This window comes from Vibrio crassostreae, from assembly GCF_024347415.1.
GTDB classification, from domain to species: domain Bacteria; phylum Pseudomonadota; class Gammaproteobacteria; order Enterobacterales; family Vibrionaceae; genus Vibrio; species Vibrio crassostreae.
This window is the reverse complement of sequence record NZ_AP025477.1, coordinates 1182986-1207691: the sequence shown is the minus strand read 5'-3', so window position 1 is coordinate 1207691 and position 24706 is coordinate 1182986. Positions and strand designations below refer to the sequence as shown.

The following is a 24706-nucleotide window of genomic DNA, read 5'->3' as shown; positions in this document are numbered from 1 at the left end:
TTATGTCGATAAGTCGTTAGCGGCAAACAGATTTACAACAGTCAGTTCATTAGCGATGTTCAAAGCAACCGTCGAAAGTAAACTGGCAGCAACAAACTGAGAATTATCATGGCAAGAACAGCAGCAGCGCTTCATATTTTGGTGAAGCATAAAGAACTAGCAGAAGACATCATGACGCAGCTTAAAAAGGGCGCTAAATTTCAAACGCTAGCGAAGAAACATTCAACCTGTCCATCAGGTAAAAAGGGCGGCGACCTAGGCGAGTTCAAAAAAGGTCAAATGGTGCCTCAGTTTGATAAGGTTTGCTTCTCTGGCGAGACGCTAGTACCACACCTTGTGAAAACAAAATTTGGTTGGCATGTGGTTAAGGTTCTTTACAGAACTTAGCAATAAATATGTGATAGATTGAATAAAAGGAGCGTATATACGCTCCTTTTTTGTGACTTTTTTGCGCGCTTTAGAGCAATACGGTTGAGTGTTCATCCCAGACGTTATGCGATAATTAGCGCTACGCCCTTAACTATCCGCCGTGACTAATCGTTGGGAGGAGGAGGGTTTTTAATGAGTAACTCATATAATAAATGCCATTCTTAAGGAAATTTATGCAGCTTTGCCTTTTAGCCTTTGCCTTTTCTAAAAAGCTGTAAACGAGTTTGGTAGGAGAACAACATGGAGAGTTCAGCTATGTTAAGCAACCCAGCGACAGATGTCATATTGCATGCCTTTGACTGGTGCTACGCTGACGTAATGAAGAACGCCCCACTGATCCAAGAGTTGGGTTATAAATCTGTTTTAGTTTCACCAGCAATGAAGTCATTACGTGGTCCTAAAGGCTGCGATCGAGATTCTGGCACTCAATGGTGGCAACGCTATCAGCCGCAAGACTATCGTGTGATCGATAATCAGTTGGGTGACACACAAGATTTTAAAGCGATGGTCGACACGTTAAAGCAACATGGGCTTCGTACCTATGTAGACGTCGTGTTTAACCACATGGCCAACGAATCGGGCATCCGCGGCGATTTAACGTACCCCAACCAGCAAGACATGACGTCTTATCAAAAAGATGCTGACTATTACGAATCGATCCGCTTGTTTGGTGATCTTTCTAAGCCTTTATTTGATGAAAACGACTTCGTGGAAGCGTTTGGTATCAAGAACTGGAAAGACACTTGGGAAGTGCAAAACGGACGTATTACCGGTGGCGCTAGCGATCCTGGCCTGCCAACGCTGTTGGATAACGATAATGTGGTTGCGCAGCAGCGAGCGTATCTAAAAGCCTTGAAAGCGATTGGTGTGAAAGGATTTCGCATTGATGCGGCAAAGCACATGACACTGGCACACCTACGTAAGGTGTGGACTGATGACATCTGCGAAGAAATGCACATCTTCGGTGAGATCATTACCGATGGCGGTGCGACAGAAGAAGAGTATGAGCTTTTCCTTGAGCCATACCTTAAACACACTCGTTTAGGTGCGTACGATTTCCCGTTGTTCAATACTATTTTCAAAGCTTTTGAAGAGCAGGGCAGCTTTAAGTCTTTGATTAACCCTTACTGTTTTGGTCAAGCTCTGTCGAACATGCGAGCTATTACGTTTGCAGTAACTCATGATATTCCAAACAACGAGGTGTTTTTGGAGCATGTGATGGATGAAGTGGACGAGCGATTGGCTCATGCTTTCATTCTTGGAAGAGATGGCGGTGTGCCACTGGTTTACAGTGAGCTGAGCACTAGCGGTATTTTGGATGAGAATGGTCAGCCTCGTTGGCTTAACGATTGGCAAGCGCCTTACATGAAAAACATGATTCAATTTCATAACCATGTTCATGGCGAAGCGATGCGTGTGGTTGAAGCGAATGATGATTTGCTGGTGTTCGTTCGTGGTGACAAAGGCATTGTGGTGATTAATAAATCGAAACGAAGCAAGACGGCTTCATTAAATTGGACTGGCGCAGTGACCGATTTATTGTCGGGTGATGTGTTTGAATGTGTTGGTAAGGATTTAACCATTAAGGTTGAACCCAACCAGTGCATGATGTTGACGACGAACGAATTGAAGCCTGTCATGAGTTAACTCGGATAGGCTAAAAAGAGAAGCCCCGCTTACTGGTAATCAGTAAGCGGGGCTTTTTATTTGAAGCTGTTTATTAGTTACTAAACAGAGTGCTAGTTTAACGGTAAGACGGTTAAACCGTAAACTTGTTCAATAGCTCGTCTTGTTGGCGAACATTGTCCGTTTGAACCTGCATTGCTGTGTTCGCTTCTTGAGCCGCGTTTGACACTTGTGTTGAAAGGTCTTTGATCTTAACTGTGTTGTTATTGATCTCTTCCGCTACCAAGCTCTGCTCTTCTGCTGCTGAAGCAATCTGAATGTTCATATCTGAGATGCGTTGAATCGCGTCTCGGATGCGGTCAAGTGAAGAGTTGGCTTGCTGAGCGCGTTCAACGGCGTCAGTTGCGGTATCTTTACTTTGATTCATCGCGTTCGATACCGAACTTGCACCTGCTTGGAGCTGCTCAATCATGTTGCGGATTTCAGTGGTCGATTCTTGAGTACGCTGCGCCAGTGTACGAACTTCATCGGCTACGACTGCGAAACCACGGCCTGATTCACCAGCACGAGCCGCTTCTATCGCTGCGTTCAATGCCAGTAGGTTGGTTTGGTCTGCAATATCATTGATTACCTTGAGAATCGTTTCGATGTTTGCTGTTGCTGATTCAAGTACTTGTACTTCAGCAACGGCTTGGTCGATGCGCTCAGATAGGTTATCAATCGCTTGAGTGGTGTCACTAACTACAGAAGTGCCGTCTAGCGTTGCTTCGTCAGCTTCACGAGCCGCAGCCGCCGCACCTTGAGCATTATTGGCGACTTCTGTTGCCGTAACCGCCATCTCGTTCATTGCGGTTGCTAGCTGTTCAAGCTCTTGTAGTTGCGTATTCATCGCGTTTGCTGATTCGCCTGCACCTTTAACGGTGATTTCAGTGCCACGCTTAATCTCAACACCAATCGCTTTCGATTGAATGATTTGATTTTGCAGGTTTTCAGTAAAGGTGTTGAAGCCTTTCGCCAGGTCAGAGAACTCTTGGTCGGTATTGGTATCTAGGCGCTTAGTTAGGTCGCCTTGTCCGCTCGCGACATCTTGAATTGCTTGGTTAAGCGCATCAAGTGGACGCATTAATACACGAATCAGAACAGTCAGGGCGATGATGCTAAGAATAACGGCAATCAATGAATAGATCATTGAGCTGTTTTTCAAGTCTTCAACGGTTTGGTAAGCGATCTCTTCGTCAAGGATGGCACCTATGTACCAATCTTCACTCGGAATGTGCGTGAAATTAACCAAGAACATTTTACCATCGACTTCAATTTCCTGAGAGCCTTCACGAATAGTCGCTTGAGGCATGTAGCTTGAAAGCGATTCACCGTTGTTTTTCGCATTCGGGTGAGCAATCGTGGTGCCGTCAGCAGTGACTAGGAATAGGTAACCCGCGTCAAACAAGTTTACTTGGTTGACTAAGGTCGCAAGGTTGGTCAGTTCTAGGTCGTAGAACATACCTGCAGTAAAGCGGCCGTTGTCTTTAACTGGCGTACCTACTGAGATGATGACTTTTTTGCTTGATGCATCCACGTAAGGAGCGGTCACGACTAAACTGTTTTTGGATTTAGCATCAATGTACCAAGGACGGATTCGCGGGTCGTAATCTGGACCTGCATCCCAACCATCGTCATTCTCAATAACGAAACCGTTTGCTTCATAACCAAAACCAACCGCTAGGAAGCTGTTTTTAAGCTTTGGCTTTTCTAAGATTTCTTTAACGTAAGCGCGATCTTCAGGGTTGATCTCGATGACTTCAGTCGTCGATTGAGCCAAGGCTTTCTTGGCGTTCATCTCTGATTCGACGGTGTTTTTAACGCCGGAGACCATCTCTTTTAGGCTCGCATTGACGTGGTTTTCTACAGCGCTTCTTACGGTGTAAAGTTGTTGTATTGAAAGCAATGATACTGTCACTAGCAGCAAGGCTGATGATGCAGCAACCACCTTATGGCTAAATTTCATTGAGTTTTCCCCTTCTTACAGGCTTTGCGAAGACTAAAGTTAATTGTGTTTTTGTAATTATATATATCGACTAGATTGAATTTTACTTGAATGTAATTTCACAAAATAGACTACAAAAATACAACAACCTAAACAATACAAAATTCACTAAATCACATATTGGTTACTTTTAGTATTTGGTTCAATGGGTTGAAGAATTGATCTGTCTGGAGGTGGAAGAAATTAATAATGTATTAATTTTGTGTTTATGTATGTAGTTCTCGATTTAAAAGAGGCAGGGGTAAAATTGATATGAAATCGAGTGATATGCCAGATTTATATATTTCTGAGGCTTTGAGTTGACGTGTGAATGTATTCCGTACAAAAAAAAGCCCCACAAAAGTGAGGCTTATAATTCTTTCTGCTTATTTACTTATATAAGTAGCATCTAATTTAGAATATTAGGTGAGCTACACCAGCGATAACTGGAAGCGTAATTAACGTACGCAGAATAAAGATAATAAACAGTTCCAAGATGTTCACTGGGATCTTACTGCCTAGAAGTAGAGCGCCTACTTCGGACATGTAGATTAGTTGAGTTACCGACATTGCTGCAATAACAAAGCGAGTCATCTCGTTGTCAATAGAAGCTGCAAGGATAGCTGGGATAAACATATCCGCAAAACCAACAACAATAGTCTCCGATGCCGCAACGGCTTCAGGTACACCAAGTAACTCTAGGAATGGAATGAAAGGCTGGCCTAGGAACGAGAATACAGAAGTGTATTCCGCAATCACCAACGCCATGGTACCTAGACCCATAACCACAGGCAGTACACCAAAGACCATATCTACAGCATTGCGAACGCCTTCGCCAAATACAGATTTAGCCGACTTCACTTGTGATGCTTTGTTTACCGCTAGCTCAAGACCCCAAGAGAATGTTGAGTGACCCGCTGGGATTGCATCAGCGTCTTTGTGCGGCTTGCTACCGTCAATGAAGGTGTCTTTCTTCATGCTTAGTGGTGGAAGACGAGGGATGATTACCGCTGCCACAATACCCGCTAGACAGATTGCTGCGTAGAAAGGTAGGAACAAGTGCTCTAACTCTACTTGTGCAATTACCACAAGGCTAAATGTAATCGATACTGCCGAGAAAGTCGTACCAACAACTGCAGCTTCACGCTGAGTGTAGAACTTCTTCTCGTACTGTTTGCTGGTAAGAAGGATACCAACGCTGCCATCACCTAACCAAGAAGCCATACAGTCGATAGCACTACGACCTGGTAGGTTGAAGATAGGGCGCATGATTTTACTTAATAGGGTGCCAAACAGCTCTAACAAACCGAAGTTAAGCAGCAGTGGCAGTAGTAAGCCGGCAAAAATAAATACTGAAAATAGAGTCGGTAGTAGCCCTTCTAAAACTAAGCCACCAGTGTTCTCTTCCCAAATAAATTCAGGACCGACTTGGAAGAAAGCCATGAACGCGGCTGCACCGCCAATTAAACGAACTAACAACCATAGTGGAGACGGGTTGAAAAGACCGTTTAAGAATGAATTCGATGTAATGAATGCAGGCTTGAAAATGGTGCTTAAAACGGAAGCTACAGACATGAAGGCAACGATTGCAGTGATAATAGCAACTAGAGACTCACCGAAAACCGCTTGAATTGATTTGGCTAGAATAGCGACAGGGATCGTTAGATCACCTTGGTAGCTGATTGGTGCCATGAAAAGGAATAAACCAATCAGAGATGGGATTAAGAAAACCCAGAAACTGCCTTTAGATTTCTCTGGTTGAGCAGTATTCGTGTTGTTAGACATGTTAATTGTTCTCGTATTTCTACATGTAAAAAAGCCACATCCTTGGCGTTTTTATTCTCTAAACATCCGTATTTTCTCACTGGCTGCAAGATTACCCAGTATTGATAGCGCTTGCAATACTATTCATCAAATATCGCTAACTATTCACACTGGTTATTCTGCAACTCATTAAGAGTTTAGAATAAAGTGTTGCGAATGTTACGTAGTTTGAGGATATATTGCCAGATATTTATAAATTGATTGGAGTTTCAGTTCGATAAGTCAGGTAGAACCAGTAGCTAAGTGCGATAATGAAGGCGAAAGAGGCAGGGAAGGCCAGTGCCAAAATTTCGAAGCGTTGGAACAGACAAGCGCCACTTAAGCCGCCAAATAGGAAGCCAACGACAATGAACATCAGCAGTTTGGCCTTACGGCGGTCAAAAGGCATTCCTTTTAAGCGAGCGCCAATCATGATCCCAAGATCGGTAATGATCCCACTCATGTGTGTTGTTCGAATGATCGCCCCGCTGTAAGTGGTGATCATCGCGTTCTGCAGACCACACGCGGCTGAAGCGAAATACTGGCCTGAAGTGTAGCCTTGCAACAGTGCCCACAGCGCCAAGAACAGTAATCCACCCTCTATACATAAAGCAACACCGTAACGGCGGCCTAGCTTCAGGGCTTGGTTTTCAATAAAGAACCCACTGAAAGCTGCACCTAACATAAAGCTCATGATCACCAATAGAAGGTGCACAGATGCCGAAGTTGGGGTGAGTAGGCTGCTGCCGAGTAAAGACATGGTGCCCGAGATGTGGGAAATGGCTTGATGCTGGAAACCAAGTAACCCAATAGCATTTACGCTACCAGCAAGGCCTGCTAACAGTAAGGCGCCGTATTCAACCCAGCGAGGTAGCTTAGAAATCATGTGGTTCACCCTGGGTTAGAAAGAGGAGCAGATTATAACGCTAGCGAAAAGATACGCTAGCGTTGTGGGGCGTTGATATTTGATCTTAGGCAACAGTATTGCAGTTTGCTCTAATACTGTTGCTATATAAAGGTAACGGTCAATAACGAACTAGTTGTAATGGCTCATTTGGTGGTCGAACTTAACCCATCCATGTTTGCGTTCTTCATAAACCGAAAAGCTTGGCAGTGGGAAGTCTTGCTCTTTAAATAATCCGAGCGGGACGATATAAAAATCGGCGGCGGCAACCGACTGCAAAAGCATGGTGGTGCCACACTTGGGGCAAAACTGATAGGTGACTTCATTACCTGTATCGCTAATGCGTGAGAAAGAGGTCACTTCACCGCTGAGGGTGACTTGCTCTATTGGAAACCGAGCCTGAACACCGAATACACTTCCGGTGCGTTTCTGACATTCATAGCAATGGCATACAGAGGTTCGTTGAGGTTCGCCTCGGCATACTAGGTTGACTGATCCACAGCGGCACTCGCAACTTCTGATATTTCGATCTTTAATATGATTGATATCCATCCATGCTCCACTTCTGGTTAACCCTGTATTGATAATTATACTAAAGCCCTTTATGGTCTGCACAACTGGATGAAAACAAAAGAATATAATTGCTCATGAAAAAGAAAATCTTACCTATTCCTCTGATTCTACTGATTCCAATTGTCATGTTGTTTGTGGTGATAGTCGCGGGTATTTATCGCTTTAGCTTAAGTGATGAAGAGATCTTGGCGAAGTTTCCTTCTTCTCAAGTGAGTTATGACCCAGTTGTAGAAAACGTTTTTGATTTGAAGACGACCAACCCATGGACAATTAAAGTTCCAGAAACTAACGCCTACGCTTTTATCAATGAAGTCGATGAACCTAGAGCAATCGCGTTTGGTCGTTATGATTCTGGAGTAGAGCGTGGTGTGGTGACTGTTGATACGAAAAGCCTTTCTGCGGTGACTTTGGGCAACGCGAGCTTTTTCGTTGCGCCGATGTGGATATCTAACCAAGGCAGTGGCGTATTCTATTACCTTGGTTTGTTTAAACATGATCAGCAACGAAGCCGTGTCGTGTTAGTTGACCAGTTTTTCTTAGGCGATCGCGTGCAAATTCAGACTTTGGATGTCACTCAACAGCCACATTCGCAATCACAGAAAAAACTCACAGGGGAAGGTTTTATCGGCTTTACTCAGCATTCTGCGGAACAATCCTTTGCAGAAGCCCCTTCTGAAAAGGTGTTGATGAGCTTTTCTTTTGATACGCAATCAATTGGTAAGCAATAGCGTTTTCGTTAGTGCAAGGATTTGTTGTTTATGTGAGCCAAATTACATATTATCTTAATAAGATGAATGAAATTTAGACACTTTTTTATGCTTGTGTCTGCTTACTTTTACAAATGGAGCTTGCGAATGATTAATAAACGCTTTTTTAAGACGAAAGATGAAGTGGAAGTGACCTTCGAGCTAGAAGCTCAAGAAGCGAACTCTGTATCCATTGTTGCTGACTTCCTTGACTGGAAAGCTACCCCAATGAAAAAACTGGCGAAAGGGAAGGTTTACAAGTTTAAAACTCGTCTACCTAAAGATGGCGAGTTCCAATTCCGCTACCTAGTTGATGATCAACAATGGGTAAACGATTCGAATGCCGACCGTTATATTCCAAATGAATTTGGTGAAGACAACTGCCTAGTGTCGACGGTTAACGCTTAACCACTTTATAATAATTAGCAACTAATTCGCTTCGTGTATTAATTAGTCGAAACGGAATAACGCCAACCTATCGAAAGCAGAAATTAGCCGTTTCTGCTTTTTTATTTTCAAATTTAGCGGTTAATTTTATTTCTCGTTAAATGGTACTACATCTACGGCAACTCAATGACTTAACCTGTTTTGGGCAGATTCACATCATATTATGACAATGCATTGATGATTTATGCGTTTGAAAAGCATATCCTATGCCTTTATATCGTAGAAAGACCTGTTTACCGTGTATTCAAAAATATTTTCCTCTCCGTTTGCCGAGCTTTCACCTGTAAAAAAAGTAGCTATTTTAGGACTGCCGCTTATTGCAGCGATCGGAGTTGCTCTGCAATCTTCACAATCAAATTTGACGAAAACGATCGAGCTTGATCTACCAGACTCAACGGTTATTGAGTCAATTCTGTCACCTTCTTCTGTTACCGTTATTGAGCCGCCGACATTTGAGTATCAAATTCAATCTGGTGATAACTTGAGTAGCATCTTCACGCAACTTGGATTTTCTTATAAATCGATGATGAGCGTGATGGAAACCGATTTGAACTTCCTTGCTTTAGATACGCTTCGTCCGGGTAATACATTACGCTTTTGGCGTGATGAAGCGACCGGCGACCTTTCTAAAATGGAACTTCAATTTAGCGTCGCGGACAAAGTGGTTTATCGACTGCTTGATGACGGCAGCTACGAATTCGAAGACATCTCTATTCCGGGTGAATGGAAGCAAAAGCCTTTAGTCGGTGATATTCAAGGCAGTTTTTCGATGTCAGCGAACAAGGTTGGCCTCAACAGTCTTGAGATTGACCATATTGTGACGCTTCTTAAAGACAAGTTGAACTTTAGCCGAGATCTGCGCGCTGGCGATCAGTTTGAAGTGCTTCAAAAAGCTCAATATGTTGATGGTGTTGCAACCGGCAAACGTGAAATTGAAGCGATTAAAATCATGAATCGTAACCGCGTTGTTTCTGCGTACTTACATACTGATGGGCAATATTACGATGCCAATGGCGATAGCTTACAACGTGCTTTCCAACGTTACCCTGTGAGCAGTGGTTGGCGTCAAAGTTCTCAGTTTAATCCTAAGCGATTACACCCTGTGACAGGCCGAATTTCACCGCACAATGGTACAGATTTCGCGACGCCAGTTGGTACGCCGGTTCAAGCAACGGGTGACGGTAAAGTAATTATGACGCGTAAGCACCCATATGCGGGTAACTACGTGGTAATTCAGCATGGCAGCACATACAAAACACGTTACTTACATTTGAGTAAAATCCTCGTACGTAAAGGGCAAACGGTATCTCGTGGGCAGCGTATTGGTTTGTCTGGTAAAACTGGCCGAGTGACAGGCGCGCATTTGCACTATGAGCTGATTGAACGTGGTCGTCCTGTCAATGCAATGACAGCAAATATCCCGATGGCAGATTCTGTGCCTAAAAAGGAAAAAGCGACGTTTGTAGCTGCAAGAGATGAAGCTGACAAGCTGTTAAAGGTCGCTTTAGAAGCCCAACCTAATAACAGCTAGTTAAGCTCTTTGAGATAACCCTGAATAAGGCTGTTATTTATCAAGCAGCTAATTAAAACCGCGAGAGCATCACTCGGAGTAGAGTCATGTTCTCGCGGTTTTTTGATCCTAGCTCAATTAAAAGGGAGCGCTTTAAACCAAAGGTTCCGAATGAGTAACATAACTGACGATAGCTTCAGGTCGCATTGGTGGCGAGTAGAGGTATCCTTGGATCTTGTCACATCCCATTGCGTGCAGCTTTTCTAATTGCTCTCGCTTCTCAACACCTTCCGCAACCAATGACACATCGAGCCTATGAGCAAGCTGAATAATCAGCCAAACAACGCTCTCTGAGGTTGAATTGGTTAACAAATTACGGATAAAGGTGGCATCAATTTTAATGCAATCGATAGGGTAGCTGTGGATGTAGTTCAAACTGGAGTAGCCCGTACCGAAGTCGTCGAGTGCAATGGTAAAGCCTTGACCTCTTAAAAAGTTAAGAGCGGATTTTGTCTCTTGTGTTGGCGATAACAGAACTGTTTCGGTTAACTCGATAACAAACTCATTTGCCTTAAAATGGTGCTGTTCAATGGTTCGAGTCAGGTAGGATATATAACGTTTCGAATCGGTGAGCTCATGCGCGGAGCAGTTGATTCCAAGCTTAACCTTATAGCCTAAACCTTGCTCTAGTGTGGTTTTAGCGCGGCACACTAATTCAATAATACGCTCACCAAGCTCGACAATCAGCCCAGACTCTTCAGCCATTTGAATGAACTCTACTGGCGATATATCACCGTGTCTGGCGGTCTTCCAGCGAGTCAGTACCTCGAAATATTCCCATTGCGTCTCGCCTTGGCCCACAATGGGTTGCACAACTACGTACATTCCATTGCTATCGGGGATATAGCTTTGTGAAATCGGATTTTCCAGTTCACTTCGCAGCGCAGCAACTAGCTCGGTTTTTCTTTGGTAGCGAACTCTTAAGTGAGTGTCATAACATTGAATATGGCTATCTTGGCTGTGTTTGCACTCTTTAAGCGCCAAACTGGTGTTGAAAATGATTTGCTCAACGTCCTTGTTATCCCCATCTGAGCGGGCAATGCCGATACTAACGTCGAAATCGATTTTGATATCAACGTTACTATAACCTTGCTTTATCTTGTCCAGTATTTGCTCGCAAACGGCTATCGGGTCTGAATGATAGGTAATGAAAGCGAACTCATTGCCAGCAGTCCGGAAAGTCAGGTTGCTTTCAGGCAAGGTTCGACGCAAAGTCTCTGCTACATATTGGAGAACCTTATCGCCAATATAGTTGCCGTGCATGTCATTGATGGCCTTGAAGCTATTGATGTCGAGCAGAGCGAGTGAGAATGGAGTGACGCTCTGTTGAGTGATCGACTCTAGGGTATCCGATAAACAGCTTCGGTTTAGTAACCCCGTTAAACTGTCGTGTGACACTTCGTAACTGAGTTGATTCACCAGTTGCTCAGAACGGTCGTTGAACCACATTTCACGCAAGGTGTGGATGATGATATCGGCGAATAATTGGTGGTGTTTTATCACGGCTTGTTGTTGGTCTGGACTAAGAGGCGAGCTAAACGTAGAGAACAACACGCCCATCACTTCACCACTTTGGGTACGAGTAGGAATAGCGATCGAGTTCTGCGAGGTTACTTCCTGCCTAAATGCTGATGTCGGTAATGACTGGACGACGTACTGAGCGAAAGAGCAATCTGGGTGTCTTTGATTAACCGCTTGCTGGTAGATATGCCCATGACGAGCATTGATTTTGTCGTGCAGTACATGGCCCGAATGAGCAATTACCAGAGGAACAACTTGGTCTGGAAAGTATTTTTTCTCAATGATACTGGTGTATTGAGTACCAAAGGCTTGGTGCAAAGTAAGTACAGCCGACTCTAAAAGGTCGATACCTTCCAACTTCAGTAAACGTCCGATGCGCTCAGTGTCTATCATGCTGTTGTGCGTATGTTGAGTCATAGTCACCATCCCTAGTTAACCAGATTCAGTGTATAAGCCGTATGTGTATGCTCTTGTTTGTACGATCTTGTAACTGCGCAGTATTAAGTTTTACTATCAATATGCGTCTAGTTTATTATTGGTCGTGTTGTATAACTTTTCAAATTAAAATGTGACTTATTTCACAGAGCCTGAGTGCTGCGCTCTTTGTCCAATCTATCTTTCAAATGGTCCAAAAACAGCTTGGTTCGTGTATGTGAGTAGTCAAGCTTAGGGTAGTACGCGTAAACCATCACTTCGTCGGCTGTTATATTTGGTAATACTGGAACCAGTGTCCCTTGTTTAAGATCCTCTTTGATCATTGCTTTGATGGTTAACAGTACGCCCATTCCTCGCTTCGCGGCATGAAACAAAGCCTCAGGGTTGGTGGTCGCAAAGTTACCGTTCAAAGTGATGCGTTGTCCTTTAGTTAGTGTGACTTCACGGGTTGGACGCTCTCCCCAGATCAAGGAGTTGTGTTGTTCTAAGTCCTGTTCGCTTGTGGGGTAACCATGTTTGGCCAGATAACTCGGCGCAGCATAGAAACTGGCCTTGTGTTCAAACAGCGGTGTCTTCTTGAAGCTTAACGAGTTGAGTTGTTCCAGTTCACGACTGATCACCAGATCTAAGCCCAGTTCTGGTAATTGTCCTGGAGTGGTCGTGATCAGCTGCACCTTAATGTCTGGATACTTTTCTAAGAAGTCGTCCATGTATTGCACGAGAAACTTAGAGCCAACCGCAATTGTCGCACCTATCTTTAATAAGCCTGCAGGGGTTTGGTTAACCGAGCGAGTCTCATCAATAATGGACTGCCAATTGTCGAGCTGATCTTTGGCTCTCAGGTAAAAGAGCGCACCGGCTTCGGTTTGGCTAATTGAGCGTGTGGTGCGTTTTAAAAGTTGAGTGCCAATACGCTCTTCCAACCAGTTTACTCTTTTGCTGATCGCTGAGCTGGTGGTATTGAGTTTACGTGCAGCGCCATTGAAACTGCCTTCTTCTACAACTCTAACGTAGCTCTTTACGTTGAGGATCCAATCCATATTGTTTCCTGTTAGGACTTAATTAAATTCCAATTTGGTTAATTATCAATTACTAGTTTTGAATATAAACTTATATCATGAATAAATATCACACGAATAGGGAATTTTTTGAGCCAATCGACCTTTAAAAAAACGCCGTTACTCTTAGCAATGATGATTATTGCCACGGGACAGGTGGGTGTGAGCATCTACTTGCCGTCATTGCCGTTAATTGCTTCTGACTTAAGTGTTACCCAAGTGGATGTGCAACTGCTCGTTACGCTGTTTCTTGTGGGTTTTGGCTTGTCTCAGCTATTTTACGGACCGATGTCCGATGCAGTGGGAAGACGACCTATTTTCTTGTTAGGTCAGGGTGTTTATTTGATTGGTACTGTCGTTTGTGTCGTGTTTTCTGACAATATGACGGCGCTAGAGGTTGGCCGCTTGTTGCAAGGTTTAGGGGCGGGCAGTGCCTCGGTGTTAGGACGAAGTGTGCTTCGCGACAGTTATGATGGCTCTCAGCTTACCAAGGCGCTGTCTTATATCTCGATCACCGCTTCGATCATGCCGATCATCGCGCCAGTATTTGGTGGTTGGATTTCATTTCACCTCGGTTGGCAGGCGGTGTTCCTGTTCGTTCTGATGTACTTATTGGCGATATTTACGCTAGGTTACTTTGTTCTTCATGAAACTTTGCCATACGGAAAGAGTCGCTTTGATGCCTGCCAAGTGGTGAAGAACTACGGATGTTTGTTGACCAATCGCCAAGTGTTAACCAGCGCCAGTTACAACTGGATGAGCTATATGGCGAGTTTGGTTTCGTTGTCGTTGTTTCCATTCTTAATGCAAGAGCAATTAGGGCTGACCGCCGCTGAATATGGCTCATTGATGATTGTTCCTTCGGCGGGCTTATTGATCGGTAGCGTCGCTTTAAACTTACTCAATCGTAGGTTTAGTACGCCTCAATTGATGAGCCTAGCTATCTTGATCATCTTGGCTTCAGGAGCTTGGCTTCTTACTCATGAATTATCCATTTTTAACTTAGTTTGGGCGTTTACTTGGTTGGCGATAGCACAAGGGATTTCGTTCCCTCTATCGATCAGCATGTTATTAGAGCCTCATAAGAAGCAAGCGGGCGCCGTCTCTGCGTTGTCAGGCTCAATTCAGATGTGTTTGGCGGGTTTACTCGGTGGGTATTTAGTAGAGAGTTGGGTGACGACTCATCTACAGTTAGGCGCGTTCTACCTCATTATTGGTGCAGCTATGGGGGGAGTGCTTTGGTCTTCAACCAAAATGAACAAGAAAGACGATACTGTTGAAATGAAATATAGCTAAATGTCAAATTCACTATCGTCTAACGCACCATCGTTAATACGTTGTATTTGTGCTGATGGTTTTCTACAATGCTTCGGTCCATTGAATAGGTAAAAACAAAATGCAGCAAAATGAATTTGAAGTACTGGTAAAAGCTATCTGCGCGCTAGATGGCCTGCCTCAAGCGCTTGAGCTATTGAAATCCAATGAGGATACAGAAGTCGCAGAGGCTGCTGCATCACTGACTGGTCAATTTGCACTAGCTGAAGTGGAAGGCGAAAAGCGTATTTACCACGTGACGCTTCAAGAAAATGAACAAGGCGAAGAGCAAGAGTACATCGAACATGTCATGAATGAAGGCGATGACTTAATCAAATTTGCAGCTTGGTTCTTTGAAACGATGTTTGAATTGAAGCAAAAAGACACATACCAAATTGCCGGTAAAACTTACAGACAGCCAAAGCGCAGCTAGGTTTCTCAGTAAAGTATTTTAGAAAGCAGCTCTCTTGAGCTGCTTTTTTTATGACTGTCTAGACCAATGTTTTGGATTGTTCATAGGGATAGAGCATTAAGGCCAAACCGGGCTTCACGTTAACTCATTGATATACTGATATAATCCCGGTCTGCGCAAAGACAAAAACAGGCTCACTGCAACTGCATTGATTATTTTGCAATAAAGTGTGATTTGGATCTTGTTTTTGAGCGTTTTAAGTGTAAAATCCGCGCTAAAGAAAGTTGATTAAGTGCGGAGATAAGCATGAATTACGAACTAGGCCACGCATACTTGGGTCAAATGGCAGCAAAAAACATGATGCACGAAGCAATGTACGGCAAGTCAAAGCCTAAAAAAGCATCATTTATCAAGCGAATGATGAAGAAAATGGCTAAATAAGCATTTTCAGAAACGGAATTTTAAAAGGCCTTAAACTCGATGAAGTTTAAGGCCTTTTTCGTTTTAGCGATTGGTGAAAGGTATCGCTTTGTTTTGTTGTGGATGGACACAAAAAACACAAATTACGCTTCTGACTAATGGCTATTAATTAATGCAGCCTGCAGATTGATTGGACAGGTCGACCACATTATTAGGAATGCTATCTAAGCCATTCTCTTTCATCCATGCTTCCAAGTTATCAGCCCCGCCGATGTACTTACCATCAAGCCAGATTTGAGGAACGGTGACCGGTGTTTTCTCACCGATGTGCGCTTTTACCTCTGGAATCATGCGATACAAAGCTGCGCTGTCTTTTACGACATCGTGGTATTGGTATTCGACACCCGCTTCATCAAGCATTTTCTTCGCCTTAACGCAGAATGGGCAGGTTGCTTTACCATAAACAATATTGCCTTTTAGGCTGTCTCTTTTGGTCCACTCTTTAATGACCGATTGAATCAGAACACCGCGATTTAGAGCTTCGCCTTGGCTTACTACCTTGCCTTCAACAACAAGGATCGGAGCATGCCAAGAACCCAGCTTTAAAGGTTCCCACCAGTGAGATAACCAATCTTTCACTTCTAGTTCGACATCAACGTCAGCCAATTCATTCTCAAAAGTGTCCTTAAGAATGTCTTTGGTAAGGGTACATTCTCCACATGGGATATTTACTTTAAATGGACCCCAGCTGCCTGCCCAACGGTATAGTGTAATCTTGACTGGTTTCTTCATGGTTACGACCTCGCTTAAAATTCTCTTATCAATATAGAACGGACAGTCGAACTATTTATTTCATCGACTTTAAACTTTCTTAACTTTCGCCGTTTTTTTTGTTTCCCAATGGGTAATGAATGCAACTGACGCAATGATAATCGCAGCCCCTAGCCATAAACGACCTGGTGGAACCCAACTGAAGACCAGCCAACCAGCCAAGACATTTAGAGGTAATTTCGCGTGATCAAACGGTTGAACGAAAGAGGCATCAGCCACCGAGTATGCTTTTACAATAGCCCACTGAGCCAGTGCTGTCATAACACCGATAACGATTAAGATAGCCCAAATAGTGCCGCCACTTGGCATTTGCCAATCAGGAACGGCCAGCAAGATGTTAAATGGCGTAATCAATAGCAGAAGGTAAACCACCATGGTGGAAGGGCTGTCTTGTGAAGAAAGCTTTTTCACCATCAGTGAGTAGCATGCCCAAAAGAACGCTGCACCAACGGGTAACAACGTCGCCCAGCTAAAGTCTTCAGCCCACGGTTCGAGAATGACCATAGCACCTGCGAAGCCTGCTAAGGTTGCACCCCAACGAGCTGCGCCCACTTTCTCTTTTAGGAAAAGACCAGAACCTATGGTTGCAAACAGTGGCGAAGTCATAAGAAGGGCTATGCCTTGCCAAATCGGCACAGGGTAAGCCAGCGCCCAAATCCAAAGTTGGATACCAATAACCGATAGGAAGACACGGAATACGTGTAGCTTGAGATTATCAGTTTTTAGTGCTCGTCGAATTCCCAATGTTTTCAGATAAGGAAGAATGGCGAACAATGCAATTGAATACTGAATGACGGCAACGGTAGTAGAAGTCAGTCCGAAATGAATACTAGCGATTTGAGTTAGGCTGTTGATCAAAGCAAAGGCTAAACCAGCGGTTAGCATCCAGCTAGCGCCTTGGATCGGATGGTGTTGTGACATGATGCTTCTAATTATTTGACGTGGTTTGCCTATGATACGGATTTAGCACCACTTAACCAGAAAAAAGCATTGATGAAGTTGGTCAGAATATTCGAATATGAAAAAAGGTTGAGCCATTGCCCAACCTTTTTAGTGTCTACCTAAAGTAAATTTAGATTAGAAGTCGTAGCGAACACCTAGGCGAAGCGTATCTTCACCTTCAGTTGTTAGTCCTGTAGTTACGTCTTTCACTTCATCTAAGCCATTGATGTAGTAAGAAAGGTATGTACGGAAGTTGCTGTTTAGTTTGTAGTAGCCAACAAGCTCGATACCATCTACAGAGTCGGCTGTAGAACCGTTTGCCGCTTCATTTTCTTGGTATGTGTATACTGCTGCAGCAGAAACTTGCTTAGTGATTTTATATTGTGCTGCGAATTCCATTGCAGTGAATGACTCAGCGATAGGGCCAACGGCTTTATCGTTTAAGTCACCCATTGAGTAAGTTGCTGCTAGGTATAGGTTATCTAGTGAATATGCTAGGCCAGCAAGGATTTGGTTTGCGCTTCCGTTACCTGCACCTAGATCCTGACCAGAGTATGCAAGACCAAGGTCTAGACCGATTGGCAATGAATAAACACCAGAGATGCCGTAGCCATCAGTGTCTTTTGCACTGTTTGCTTGGTAAGTTGCTTCTAACTGAAGAGCATCAAAGCCACCGCGGTATGCAAATACGCTATCTTCTTTATCCGAAGCTGCATCGATTAATTGTTGAACACCAGAGAACTCAGTGATATCTGTAAAGTCAGATACGATGACTGAAGCCATGTCTTGGCGACCTACAGAGACTGCTTGTCCATCGAAATCCACACCAGCGTACATGTAACGGTTATCAAACTCGCTATCGCCAGTGCTTTGCTCTGCTTCGTAGAAACCGAATGCAGTAACAGTATCGGTAAGTTCTGTTTTACCGCCAAGGTTTAAACGGAAACGAGTTTTATCTTCCATTGTACCTTCAACTTCGGCACCACCTGAACCGATGAAGTCGCCACGGAATTCCGCACGACCGCCAATCTTAAGCTCAGTGCCGTCAGAGCTGTAAACTGTTGCTGCTAGAGAAGAACCTGAAACTAGTGCTGCTACCACTGCAGAAGCTAGAACTGCCTTTTTCATAATCACTTACCTTGTATTTTAAAATCCGTGAGCAATGCGCTCTCCGTTTCGATATGAAGCTAATTTAGAGCAGATAAATTAAGCTTTCATTTCCATAAAATTACATTTTCGTGAATGGGGAACTTTTTTAGATGTTGATTTTATTGCACTTTTATTTCATTTGGCTGAGCGGTTTGTGAATAATTATCTAAATTGGAAGTTTTAGAACCGCTATCTGTACGAGTTTTACTTTGAAAGAGATGAGGTTGTTATGAGTGAGTTCTATGGGCTGAACTGCAGCTGTTAAATCGATTAACTGCTTGTACTGGTTAAGATATCCTCTATGATGCAAAAACTTACGAGAGAATAGATTTTGCTCAACAAGATGGAGTGGTTGGATGAAAACAGAGTACTTAGGCGATGTTTTACAAGGCAGGCAGGTTATTGGCTCTTTGAATGTTGAAGACTTACAGGTCGGAGAGCATCAGTTTTGGTTTCAAGTGACCAGTGATGGACTCGGACAACCGAAAAATATGCCAGTGTCTGTTTTTAAAGGAAGCCAAGATGGGCCAAAGTTGATGATCACCGCTGGTATTCATGGCGATGAACTGAACGGTGTATTGGCTGCTCAGCAAATTATCCGAGACTTAGTAGGGAAAGATCTAAAAGGGACAGTGACAATTGTACCAACGGTGAATTTATCTGGGCTATTGAATCATAGCCGCGATTTTATCTCTTCTGATCCGGGTTCATGTCCGGCTAATCTCAATCGACTTTTCCCTGGTGATTCTCATGGTTTAGCTGCTGAGCGTTTTGTAGCTTCATTATGGGAGCGCTTACTCAAGCACAATGCAACGTTCGCGGTTGATCTTCATACCCAAACGCGCGGCGCGGTTTATCCTCTCTATGTTTTTGCTGATTACCGGATTGATCAATGCTTGGAGATGGCGAGATTAATGCAACCCGATTGCGTACTCAATGACCCAGGCGACCCAGGTATCTTAGAAACCGTATGGAACCGAAGTGGTATCCCAAGTATCACGGTCGAAGTAGGGATGGGTAAGTTTACTCAACCTGACATGATTCAAAGAGCGGTAGACGGTGTTTTGAACATGCTTTCCTATTATGAAGTGCTTGAGGTCGATGGACAAGATCCGTTAGAAGTAAAGCAACTGCCAAGCATGGATTGGATTGAAGGCAACAACGTCGTGTCTATTCGTGCTGATATTGGTGGTTTTGTTCTGCCTCAGGTCGAGCTTTTGCAAAGCGTGGAGCAAGGTGATTTGTTAGCCATCCAATATGATGCTTTTGGTAATGAATGCCGCCGTTATTACGCACCGTCTGCTGGACGTGTCCTTAGCTATAACGTGGATGCGTTAAGGGAACCTGGTGCACTTGTTTGTCGCTTGCTAAGTTAGGGGGGCAGTCGGTTGGACGTTTCCGTATTAATACAGCGTGTCACCATCTAAAACACGCAAAAAAAGACCGAGCAGGGCTCGGTCAAAGGACAGTTGTCTAGAGTAAGCACGTCTTGGACTCATCGAGAAAACTGCTTTTAGAGTAGCGAGAGTAGATTAAGAATCTATTGCAAGATAGTGACACTTCGACTGCTTTTCTGTTTCAAAAATAATATTGAAAACATTATCTTAAGCTTATAAAAAAGCCTACTTCGAGTTTGCGCGAGTAGGCTTTATCAACTTCACTTAAGAGGCTCTATTTCTTTCTAAGCTCGATTAAAAGGCGTCATCTACGATGTCTTTTAGTCGGTCGTAAGGTACATAACCTGGTAAAACATTTCCATTCATCATCATGGTTGGAGTGCCTGTTAAGCCGAGTGCACTGAACGTTTGATGGTTAGTGGTTAGAACTTGGTTTTGTTCTTGAGTTGTTTTTAGTTCCGTCTCTGTTCCTGTCTTCTTGGCAACCGCTTCTAATGAACTCTTTGTGTGAATACCGCTTTTTGCCATCAATAATCTATTAACCTCAGGGAACGTTTCTGGCTTGTCTTGCCATACTTTCATCGCATATAAAGCGGCATTGGTGTTGAGGCCGTCGACTTGCTGCTGTTTAAATGATAAGTACACATTGATCACTTTAATGTCGCTATTTTCAGAGACTAATTGAGCCAAACCTTTCTCTAAGCGCTTACAGTAAGGACAGTTATAGTCGGTGAAATTGATGATTACCGACTTGCCATCCGGGTTTCCTGTTACTGGATGAGCGTCATTGTTGTATAACCAATCATGGCTTTCTGCTTGGGCTTTCTTTGCTTGAGCTTGGCCCGCTACATATTGCTCTAAGCTGGTGTGTAACCCCGAAATAGTTGAAGGGTTCTCTTTCAGAAACTGGTTAATTTCCTCAAGTTGTTGGGTTTGTTCTTTGCTTAGTTCAGCGAAGGCGTTGGTGCTCATTAGTGAGCCTAAAATTAGTGTGCTTATCAGAAGCTTTTTCATGTTATTTATCTCGAATTCTTAGTAATGGTGAGCGATAATTTGGTGGCGCTCGCACTAGTGTTCTTTGTTTAGTGGATTTGAAACGACTTACTCGCCCTGTTTGCCAATAGGCTAGGCAAAGTAAGTTCTCAACCACAGCCCTATAGGAGAAGTAACGCCTGTTGCGATACTGCTTATCTCTCCATCTTTAATGATGACAATGCTGGGTGTGACATTGATTCCCCAGTCTCTACTGATATGCCCTGAAAGATCATTGATCACCGGGAAGTCATACTCTTTGGCGTCCAAGTAGCGTTGCACTCGCTCATCTGGTCCTGATGAAAGGGCGACCGTAACGACTTGGTGAGAGTCATTGAAGCTATTGATGGTTGGGCTCACGAATTTGCACGCACCACACCAAGTTGCCCAAAAATAGACAATGACAGGCTTACCGTTTTTACTGAGCTCGATAACATCAATATCCTCACCTTGGAGTGATTGACCTACGATTGGAATCGCACCTCCTTGAGGCATACTTCTGCTGTGATAAAAATCCATAGCAAAGGAAACCACGCCTACGAGCAGTATCATTGAGACCAGTTCCTTTCCCCACTTTTTAAGGCGACTTGGCTTTTTAGCCTCACCCTTTATAGAGTGCTCTTTGGTCGTATTGGGCTTCTCTTCATTGTTGGGAGTCTTCATTAGTTATCTCGCAGCATCGATGGCTTGAACGACAGTGTCACTGTTGAGAATGACAGGCAGTGGAATACCACTTTTATAGCTCGGACCGTAGACGATATTAAATGGCACACCAAATCGTCCATTACTTTGTAAGTATTGAGTGACACTTTCACTTGGAGTGGTCCAATCGCCTTTCATTAGAACGATATTCTCTTGTTGCAGATGGCTATAAACAGGGTCTTGAAGAATGACGCCGATTTTGTTGGCTTTACAGGTGATGCACCAATCAGCAGTTACATCGACAAATACTGTTTTGCCTTCATCGATCAATTTTGGAATTTGTTTCGCATCCAGCTTTTGCCAAGCAAGGTCATCAACGATAGGTGTCGCCCAGTTATCTGCAGTGACACTACCTACGATAAGCGCTGCGCCAAATACTATTGTGGTGGTTGCCAAGATAGGAGCCAGCACCTTGGTGCCGAGCTTCTTGCCAATCCAAATCAATACTGTTGTTAGGATTAATACAGAAAGCACGATCGTTGGGAATTTTCCAATGAATGGGCTCAGCAGACTCGTTAACCATAAGCTGGTGGCGAACATCATCAAGCCGAAAATCAACTTAACAGTGAACATCCAAGGGCCAGGCTTAGGCATTAGTTTGGTTAGACGTGGGAAGGCAGCAAAAACTAACCAAGGTGCACTCATACCTATACCGAGAGCGATGAAGATAGCCCATAATTCTTGGTAGCTAGCACCAAGCGCATAAGCGACAGCCGTTCCTAGGAATGGTGCGCTACATGGAGTTGCCAATAGCGTTGCAAACATGCCTTGAACAAAGTGGCCTGAATGTGAATCATCCCCTTTGGTTGCCATCCAAGTGTTCAAACCTGAAGGCAGTCTGAATTCGAATAAACCCAGTAGGTTGATTGAAAACAGTAAGGTGATGATGAGCATGAATCCGATGAACCAAACGTTTTGGAATTGGATTCCCCAGCCAATCGCATTGCCACCCATTTTTAGAATGGTCATACCAAGGGCTAACAGAGCAAATGACGTAATGACACCAGAAGCAGACGCTAAGAATGAGAGTCTGATATGACGATTAGATGCCCCTTGGTTTTGAATGATGCTGTTTAACTTCATTCCTAATACTGGCAACACACATGGCATGATGTTGAGGATCAAACCACCAATTAAGGCAAAACCGATCATCGCAGTAAAACCGTTACTGTTTTCTTGATAAGCGATTGGTTTTGACCCAACTTGAGCTGTCATCTCTTCGGCAAAGTTTGTGTCCGATACTGTAACACTCACCGTGCGATCGGTTAGATCGACCTCGCCAAGCCAGTTACTGACATCGAATACAGCAGTCATTGTATTGTCTGTTATGTGGACGCTTGGTTGAGAGAAGAAGTCATCAATCACTTCTTGCCCGTCAATCAACACCATTGGCTTATCCCAACCATCTTTGCTTGTCAGCTGAGTAACCAATTGCTGCTTGCTCTTATCCCAAAACAAACCGTTCACCGAAGTGCGGTTAGCTTCTCGTGGCGACTGGCTCATGCCTTGGTTGAACAAGAACATCGCTTCTTCATCAAGCGCTAAAGTTTTTGGGTCAATCGGCAGTTCGATATCGTAATCGGTTAACACGCAGATATTGGTACACGACGGAAAGGTAAACGAGGCCCTGAATATTGCAGGCTTTGTGTTGTCTTTCAGGGTTAACGTGACAGGAAAGCTGACGTGCTTTTTGTAACTTAACGTCATGACGTCAAGCTGCTCGTAGTACTTAGGTATCGGCCAATGCCAATCTACTGACTCAATGTTTGTTGAACCAGACCAGTCCCAGCTTGGTGGTATGCCACCTTCACCAGGGCTGCGCCAATAGGTTTTCCAGTCGCCGTCGAGCACGACATCGAGCACGGTTTGAATCTTAGAACCGTCATCTGACTGTTCACCTGTCGACATCATTCGCATTTTGACTGGCGGGTGTTCAGGCACGCTGAGCCAACCTGTAGTCTGTGCTAAAGCAGTAAATGATGTCATGACCAAAAGGGCTGTGACTAGAGTTTTCGCGCATGTACGCATGCAGAATGCCAAAGAATCGACAAACTTAGTTAGTAGTGTGTTGTACACAAATGTATCTCCAAAAAATAAATAAAAGGGTGGAATAGCCCGGTTATTTACTCTCTAAATATACAGTGCTTTAGGTGTAAGCGGTGTTTTGTTGGTCGAGTAGAGCGATGGTTGTCTCTAGATAATCTCGATATGTGGGGAGGTAAGTTAAATGCAACCGCAATAATAAGTACGAATGGGATCATCCAGCCGGTTTTTGGGGCGGCAAAGGTCAGCATTTTCGAACTCAGACTGCATGAACTTGAATTGGGTGACGTTAACATTTTTGAGGCTTCTAAGCCGAAAACACTGGCGTATAGAGTGGCCATTTTTTCTGAAGAAGCGATGTCAGTTTGAGGATTACTGTTTTCTGTATGAGTTTGCGCGCCAACTAGGACTGATTGACCATTAGCGGATGCAGATAACGATACTTTCTTTACGGCCAGAGTACTCGCCAGACAAGTTACGATAACCAGTCCGGTCAGGAAGAGCGCCCAAAGCGAATGCTTTTGTCGACGATTCTGTGTAGATAAGAAAAGTAGCGGTGTGTTCAGAAAATTAGTCCGTAATTAAATCAGTTAGTTGTTAAAACGAGCTCGTTGAATTGTGGCTAGCTTAGATAAGTTCTCTTCGCGCCACAAGTCATAAAATTGTTAAAGTGAAACTAGGTATAAACGAGGGAAACCGTAGGTATACGATAAACGACGCATAAACACTAATTCTCGCGAATACGACATTGCTCTGTCACTAAAGTTCACAATAACTGGAAGTTGCCACTAATTTATTCTGTATCGAGTAGTTTATTCATTATCAGGCTATACAAAAAAGCCCAATAGCTCGTCGATGAACGTATTGGGCTTTAACCATTGGCGCTATTGAAAAGGCTTAGTGAGTGCGGCGAGGGCCGTTACGTACCAAGTCTTTACCGTTATCAAACACTTCTTTGGTGATCCAGCGAGCAAGTAGAACTTTGTGGCTGCTGTTGAATACAGCAACGAAGTGACGACCATCTGAATTATTGGTTGCCATGCCTACACCTTCAACGCCTTCAAGGCCTAAACCGCCAGCTTCCACTGAAATTAGGAATTGCTCTAGTTCTTCTAGAGACTCAATGATGTCAAGTTCGTTGTTCATTTTTATGCTCTCTTGCAGTGAACCAATATCGTACTTAAGGCGCTTTAGTGCTTACCCTAAAATTAAGATATTGGCCGTTATTCTTTGTTGGATGCGTACTCTACAGGTCATAAGAGGGGATTGGAACTCTCAAATATTAGAAGCATGCTGATAATTTGCGAATTTTTAACATAACATACGTTT

At 43.7% G+C, this 24706-nt stretch carries 23 protein-coding genes; 10 read left to right on the top strand and 13 right to left on the bottom strand.

The window, feature by feature from the left end; all coding sequences use genetic code 11:
* Positions 1-105: 105 nt before the first annotated feature.
* Both ppiC and OC193_RS21180 read left to right on the top strand, forming a co-directional pair.
* The gene (gene ppiC, locus OC193_RS21185) at positions 106-387 is read left to right on the top strand and encodes a peptidylprolyl isomerase PpiC (protein ID WP_258185064.1); all 282 of its coding nucleotides are present in this window, start codon (positions 106-108) and stop codon (positions 385-387) included.
* Between the two features lie 282 nt (positions 388-669).
* Entirely contained in the window at positions 670-2076 is a 1407-nt protein-coding gene (locus OC193_RS21180) for an alpha-amylase family glycosyl hydrolase (RefSeq protein ID WP_048662364.1), read from the top strand.
* 112 nt (positions 2077-2188) lie between these two features.
* On the opposite strand, the gene OC193_RS21175 is transcribed toward OC193_RS21180, so the two are convergent.
* The 4 genes from OC193_RS21175 to OC193_RS21160 all read right to left on the bottom strand — a co-directional run bounded on the left by OC193_RS21175 (position 2189) and on the right by OC193_RS21160 (position 7400).
* Positions 2189-4060 carry a methyl-accepting chemotaxis protein gene (locus OC193_RS21175; RefSeq protein ID WP_048661110.1) on the bottom strand — a complete coding sequence of 624 codons (1872 nt, stop codon included), beginning with the start codon at positions 4058-4060 and terminating at the stop codon, positions 2189-2191.
* A gap of 432 nt (positions 4061-4492) precedes the next feature.
* A complete protein-coding gene (locus tag OC193_RS21170; protein ID WP_048661111.1) occupies positions 4493-5863 on the bottom strand; it encodes a YjiH family protein in 1371 nt (456 codons plus the stop codon).
* Positions 5864-6092: 229 nt separating this feature from the next.
* Entirely contained in the window at positions 6093-6767 is a 675-nt protein-coding gene (locus tag OC193_RS21165; protein WP_048661112.1) for a YoaK family protein, read from the bottom strand.
* Between the two features lie 150 nt (positions 6768-6917).
* Positions 6918-7400 carry a GFA family protein gene (locus OC193_RS21160; RefSeq protein WP_179947237.1) on the bottom strand — a complete coding sequence of 161 codons (483 nt, stop codon included), beginning with the start codon at positions 7398-7400 and terminating at the stop codon, positions 6918-6920.
* Positions 7401-7432: 32 nt separating this feature from the next.
* Here OC193_RS21160 and OC193_RS21155 point away from each other — a divergent pair, with 32 nt between their 5' ends.
* From OC193_RS21155 to OC193_RS21145, 3 genes are all read left to right on the top strand, one after another.
* Positions 7433-8086, top strand: a complete 654-nt coding sequence (locus tag OC193_RS21155) for a hypothetical protein (RefSeq protein WP_048661113.1) — start codon at positions 7433-7435, stop codon at positions 8084-8086.
* A 126-nt stretch (positions 8087-8212) separates the two neighbouring features.
* Positions 8213-8512, top strand: a complete 300-nt coding sequence (locus tag OC193_RS21150; RefSeq protein WP_017630092.1) for an isoamylase early set domain-containing protein — start codon at positions 8213-8215, stop codon at positions 8510-8512.
* 277 nt (positions 8513-8789) lie between these two features.
* The gene (locus tag OC193_RS21145) at positions 8790-10082 is read left to right on the top strand and encodes a peptidoglycan DD-metalloendopeptidase family protein (protein WP_048662363.1); all 1293 of its coding nucleotides are present in this window, start codon (positions 8790-8792) and stop codon (positions 10080-10082) included.
* Between the two features lie 132 nt (positions 10083-10214).
* Here OC193_RS21145 and OC193_RS21140 read toward each other — a convergent pair whose 3' ends face one another.
* Positions 10215-12059: a putative bifunctional diguanylate cyclase/phosphodiesterase gene (locus OC193_RS21140; RefSeq protein WP_048662362.1), complete on the bottom strand. Its 1845-nt coding sequence runs from the start codon at positions 12057-12059 to the stop codon at positions 10215-10217.
* A gap of 161 nt (positions 12060-12220) precedes the next feature.
* Positions 12221-13117 carry a LysR family transcriptional regulator gene (locus OC193_RS21135; protein ID WP_048662361.1) on the bottom strand — a complete coding sequence of 299 codons (897 nt, stop codon included), beginning with the start codon at positions 13115-13117 and terminating at the stop codon, positions 12221-12223.
* Between the two features lie 108 nt (positions 13118-13225).
* On the opposite strand from OC193_RS21135, the gene OC193_RS21130 reads away from it, so the two are divergent.
* The 3 genes from OC193_RS21130 to OC193_RS21120 all read left to right on the top strand — a co-directional run bounded on the left by OC193_RS21130 (position 13226) and on the right by OC193_RS21120 (position 15302).
* Positions 13226-14431: a multidrug effflux MFS transporter gene (locus tag OC193_RS21130; protein WP_048662360.1), complete on the top strand. Its 1206-nt coding sequence runs from the start codon at positions 13226-13228 to the stop codon at positions 14429-14431.
* Positions 14432-14531: 100 nt separating this feature from the next.
* Positions 14532-14882, top strand: a complete 351-nt coding sequence (locus OC193_RS21125; protein ID WP_017057980.1) for a hypothetical protein — start codon at positions 14532-14534, stop codon at positions 14880-14882.
* Positions 14883-15167: 285 nt separating this feature from the next.
* Positions 15168-15302 carry a hypothetical protein gene (locus OC193_RS21120; RefSeq protein WP_004737777.1) on the top strand — a complete coding sequence of 45 codons (135 nt, stop codon included), beginning with the start codon at positions 15168-15170 and terminating at the stop codon, positions 15300-15302.
* A 144-nt stretch (positions 15303-15446) separates the two neighbouring features.
* On the opposite strand, the gene OC193_RS21115 is transcribed toward OC193_RS21120, so the two are convergent.
* From OC193_RS21115 to OC193_RS21105, 3 genes are all read right to left on the bottom strand, one after another.
* Positions 15447-16073, bottom strand: coding sequence for a glutaredoxin domain-containing protein (locus OC193_RS21115; RefSeq protein WP_048662359.1), 627 nt, complete (start codon positions 16071-16073; stop codon positions 15447-15449).
* A gap of 69 nt (positions 16074-16142) precedes the next feature.
* Positions 16143-17033, bottom strand: coding sequence for a DMT family transporter (locus OC193_RS21110; protein ID WP_048661118.1), 891 nt, complete (start codon positions 17031-17033; stop codon positions 16143-16145).
* Between the two features lie 156 nt (positions 17034-17189).
* The gene (locus tag OC193_RS21105; protein WP_048662358.1) at positions 17190-18182 is read right to left on the bottom strand and encodes a porin; all 993 of its coding nucleotides are present in this window, start codon (positions 18180-18182) and stop codon (positions 17190-17192) included.
* Between the two features lie 377 nt (positions 18183-18559).
* Here OC193_RS21105 and OC193_RS21100 point away from each other — a divergent pair, with 377 nt between their 5' ends.
* Complete coding sequence (locus OC193_RS21100; protein WP_048662357.1) at positions 18560-19579, top strand: succinylglutamate desuccinylase/aspartoacylase family protein; 1020 nt, start codon at positions 18560-18562, stop codon at positions 19577-19579.
* Positions 19580-19894: 315 nt separating this feature from the next.
* On the opposite strand, the gene OC193_RS21095 is transcribed toward OC193_RS21100, so the two are convergent.
* The 3 genes from OC193_RS21095 to OC193_RS21085 form a co-directional block, all read right to left on the bottom strand.
* Complete coding sequence (locus OC193_RS21095) at positions 19895-20614, bottom strand: DsbA family protein (protein ID WP_048662356.1); 720 nt, start codon at positions 20612-20614, stop codon at positions 19895-19897.
* 111 nt (positions 20615-20725) lie between these two features.
* Positions 20726-21295 carry a protein disulfide oxidoreductase gene (locus tag OC193_RS21090; protein WP_048662355.1) on the bottom strand — a complete coding sequence of 190 codons (570 nt, stop codon included), beginning with the start codon at positions 21293-21295 and terminating at the stop codon, positions 20726-20728.
* Between the two features lie 3 nt (positions 21296-21298).
* Positions 21299-23362 carry a protein-disulfide reductase DsbD family protein gene (locus OC193_RS21085; RefSeq protein ID WP_048662533.1) on the bottom strand — a complete coding sequence of 688 codons (2064 nt, stop codon included), beginning with the start codon at positions 23360-23362 and terminating at the stop codon, positions 21299-21301.
* Between the two features lie 159 nt (positions 23363-23521).
* On the opposite strand from OC193_RS21085, the gene OC193_RS21080 reads away from it, so the two are divergent.
* On the top strand, positions 23522-23746 hold the full coding sequence (locus OC193_RS21080) for a hypothetical protein (protein WP_230682298.1): 225 nt from the start codon (positions 23522-23524) through the stop codon (positions 23744-23746).
* 528 nt (positions 23747-24274) lie between these two features.
* Here the strand turns inward: OC193_RS21080 and OC193_RS21075 are convergent.
* Positions 24275-24523, bottom strand: coding sequence for a hypothetical protein (locus tag OC193_RS21075; protein ID WP_017062732.1), 249 nt, complete (start codon positions 24521-24523; stop codon positions 24275-24277).
* Positions 24524-24706: the final 183 nt, after the last annotated feature.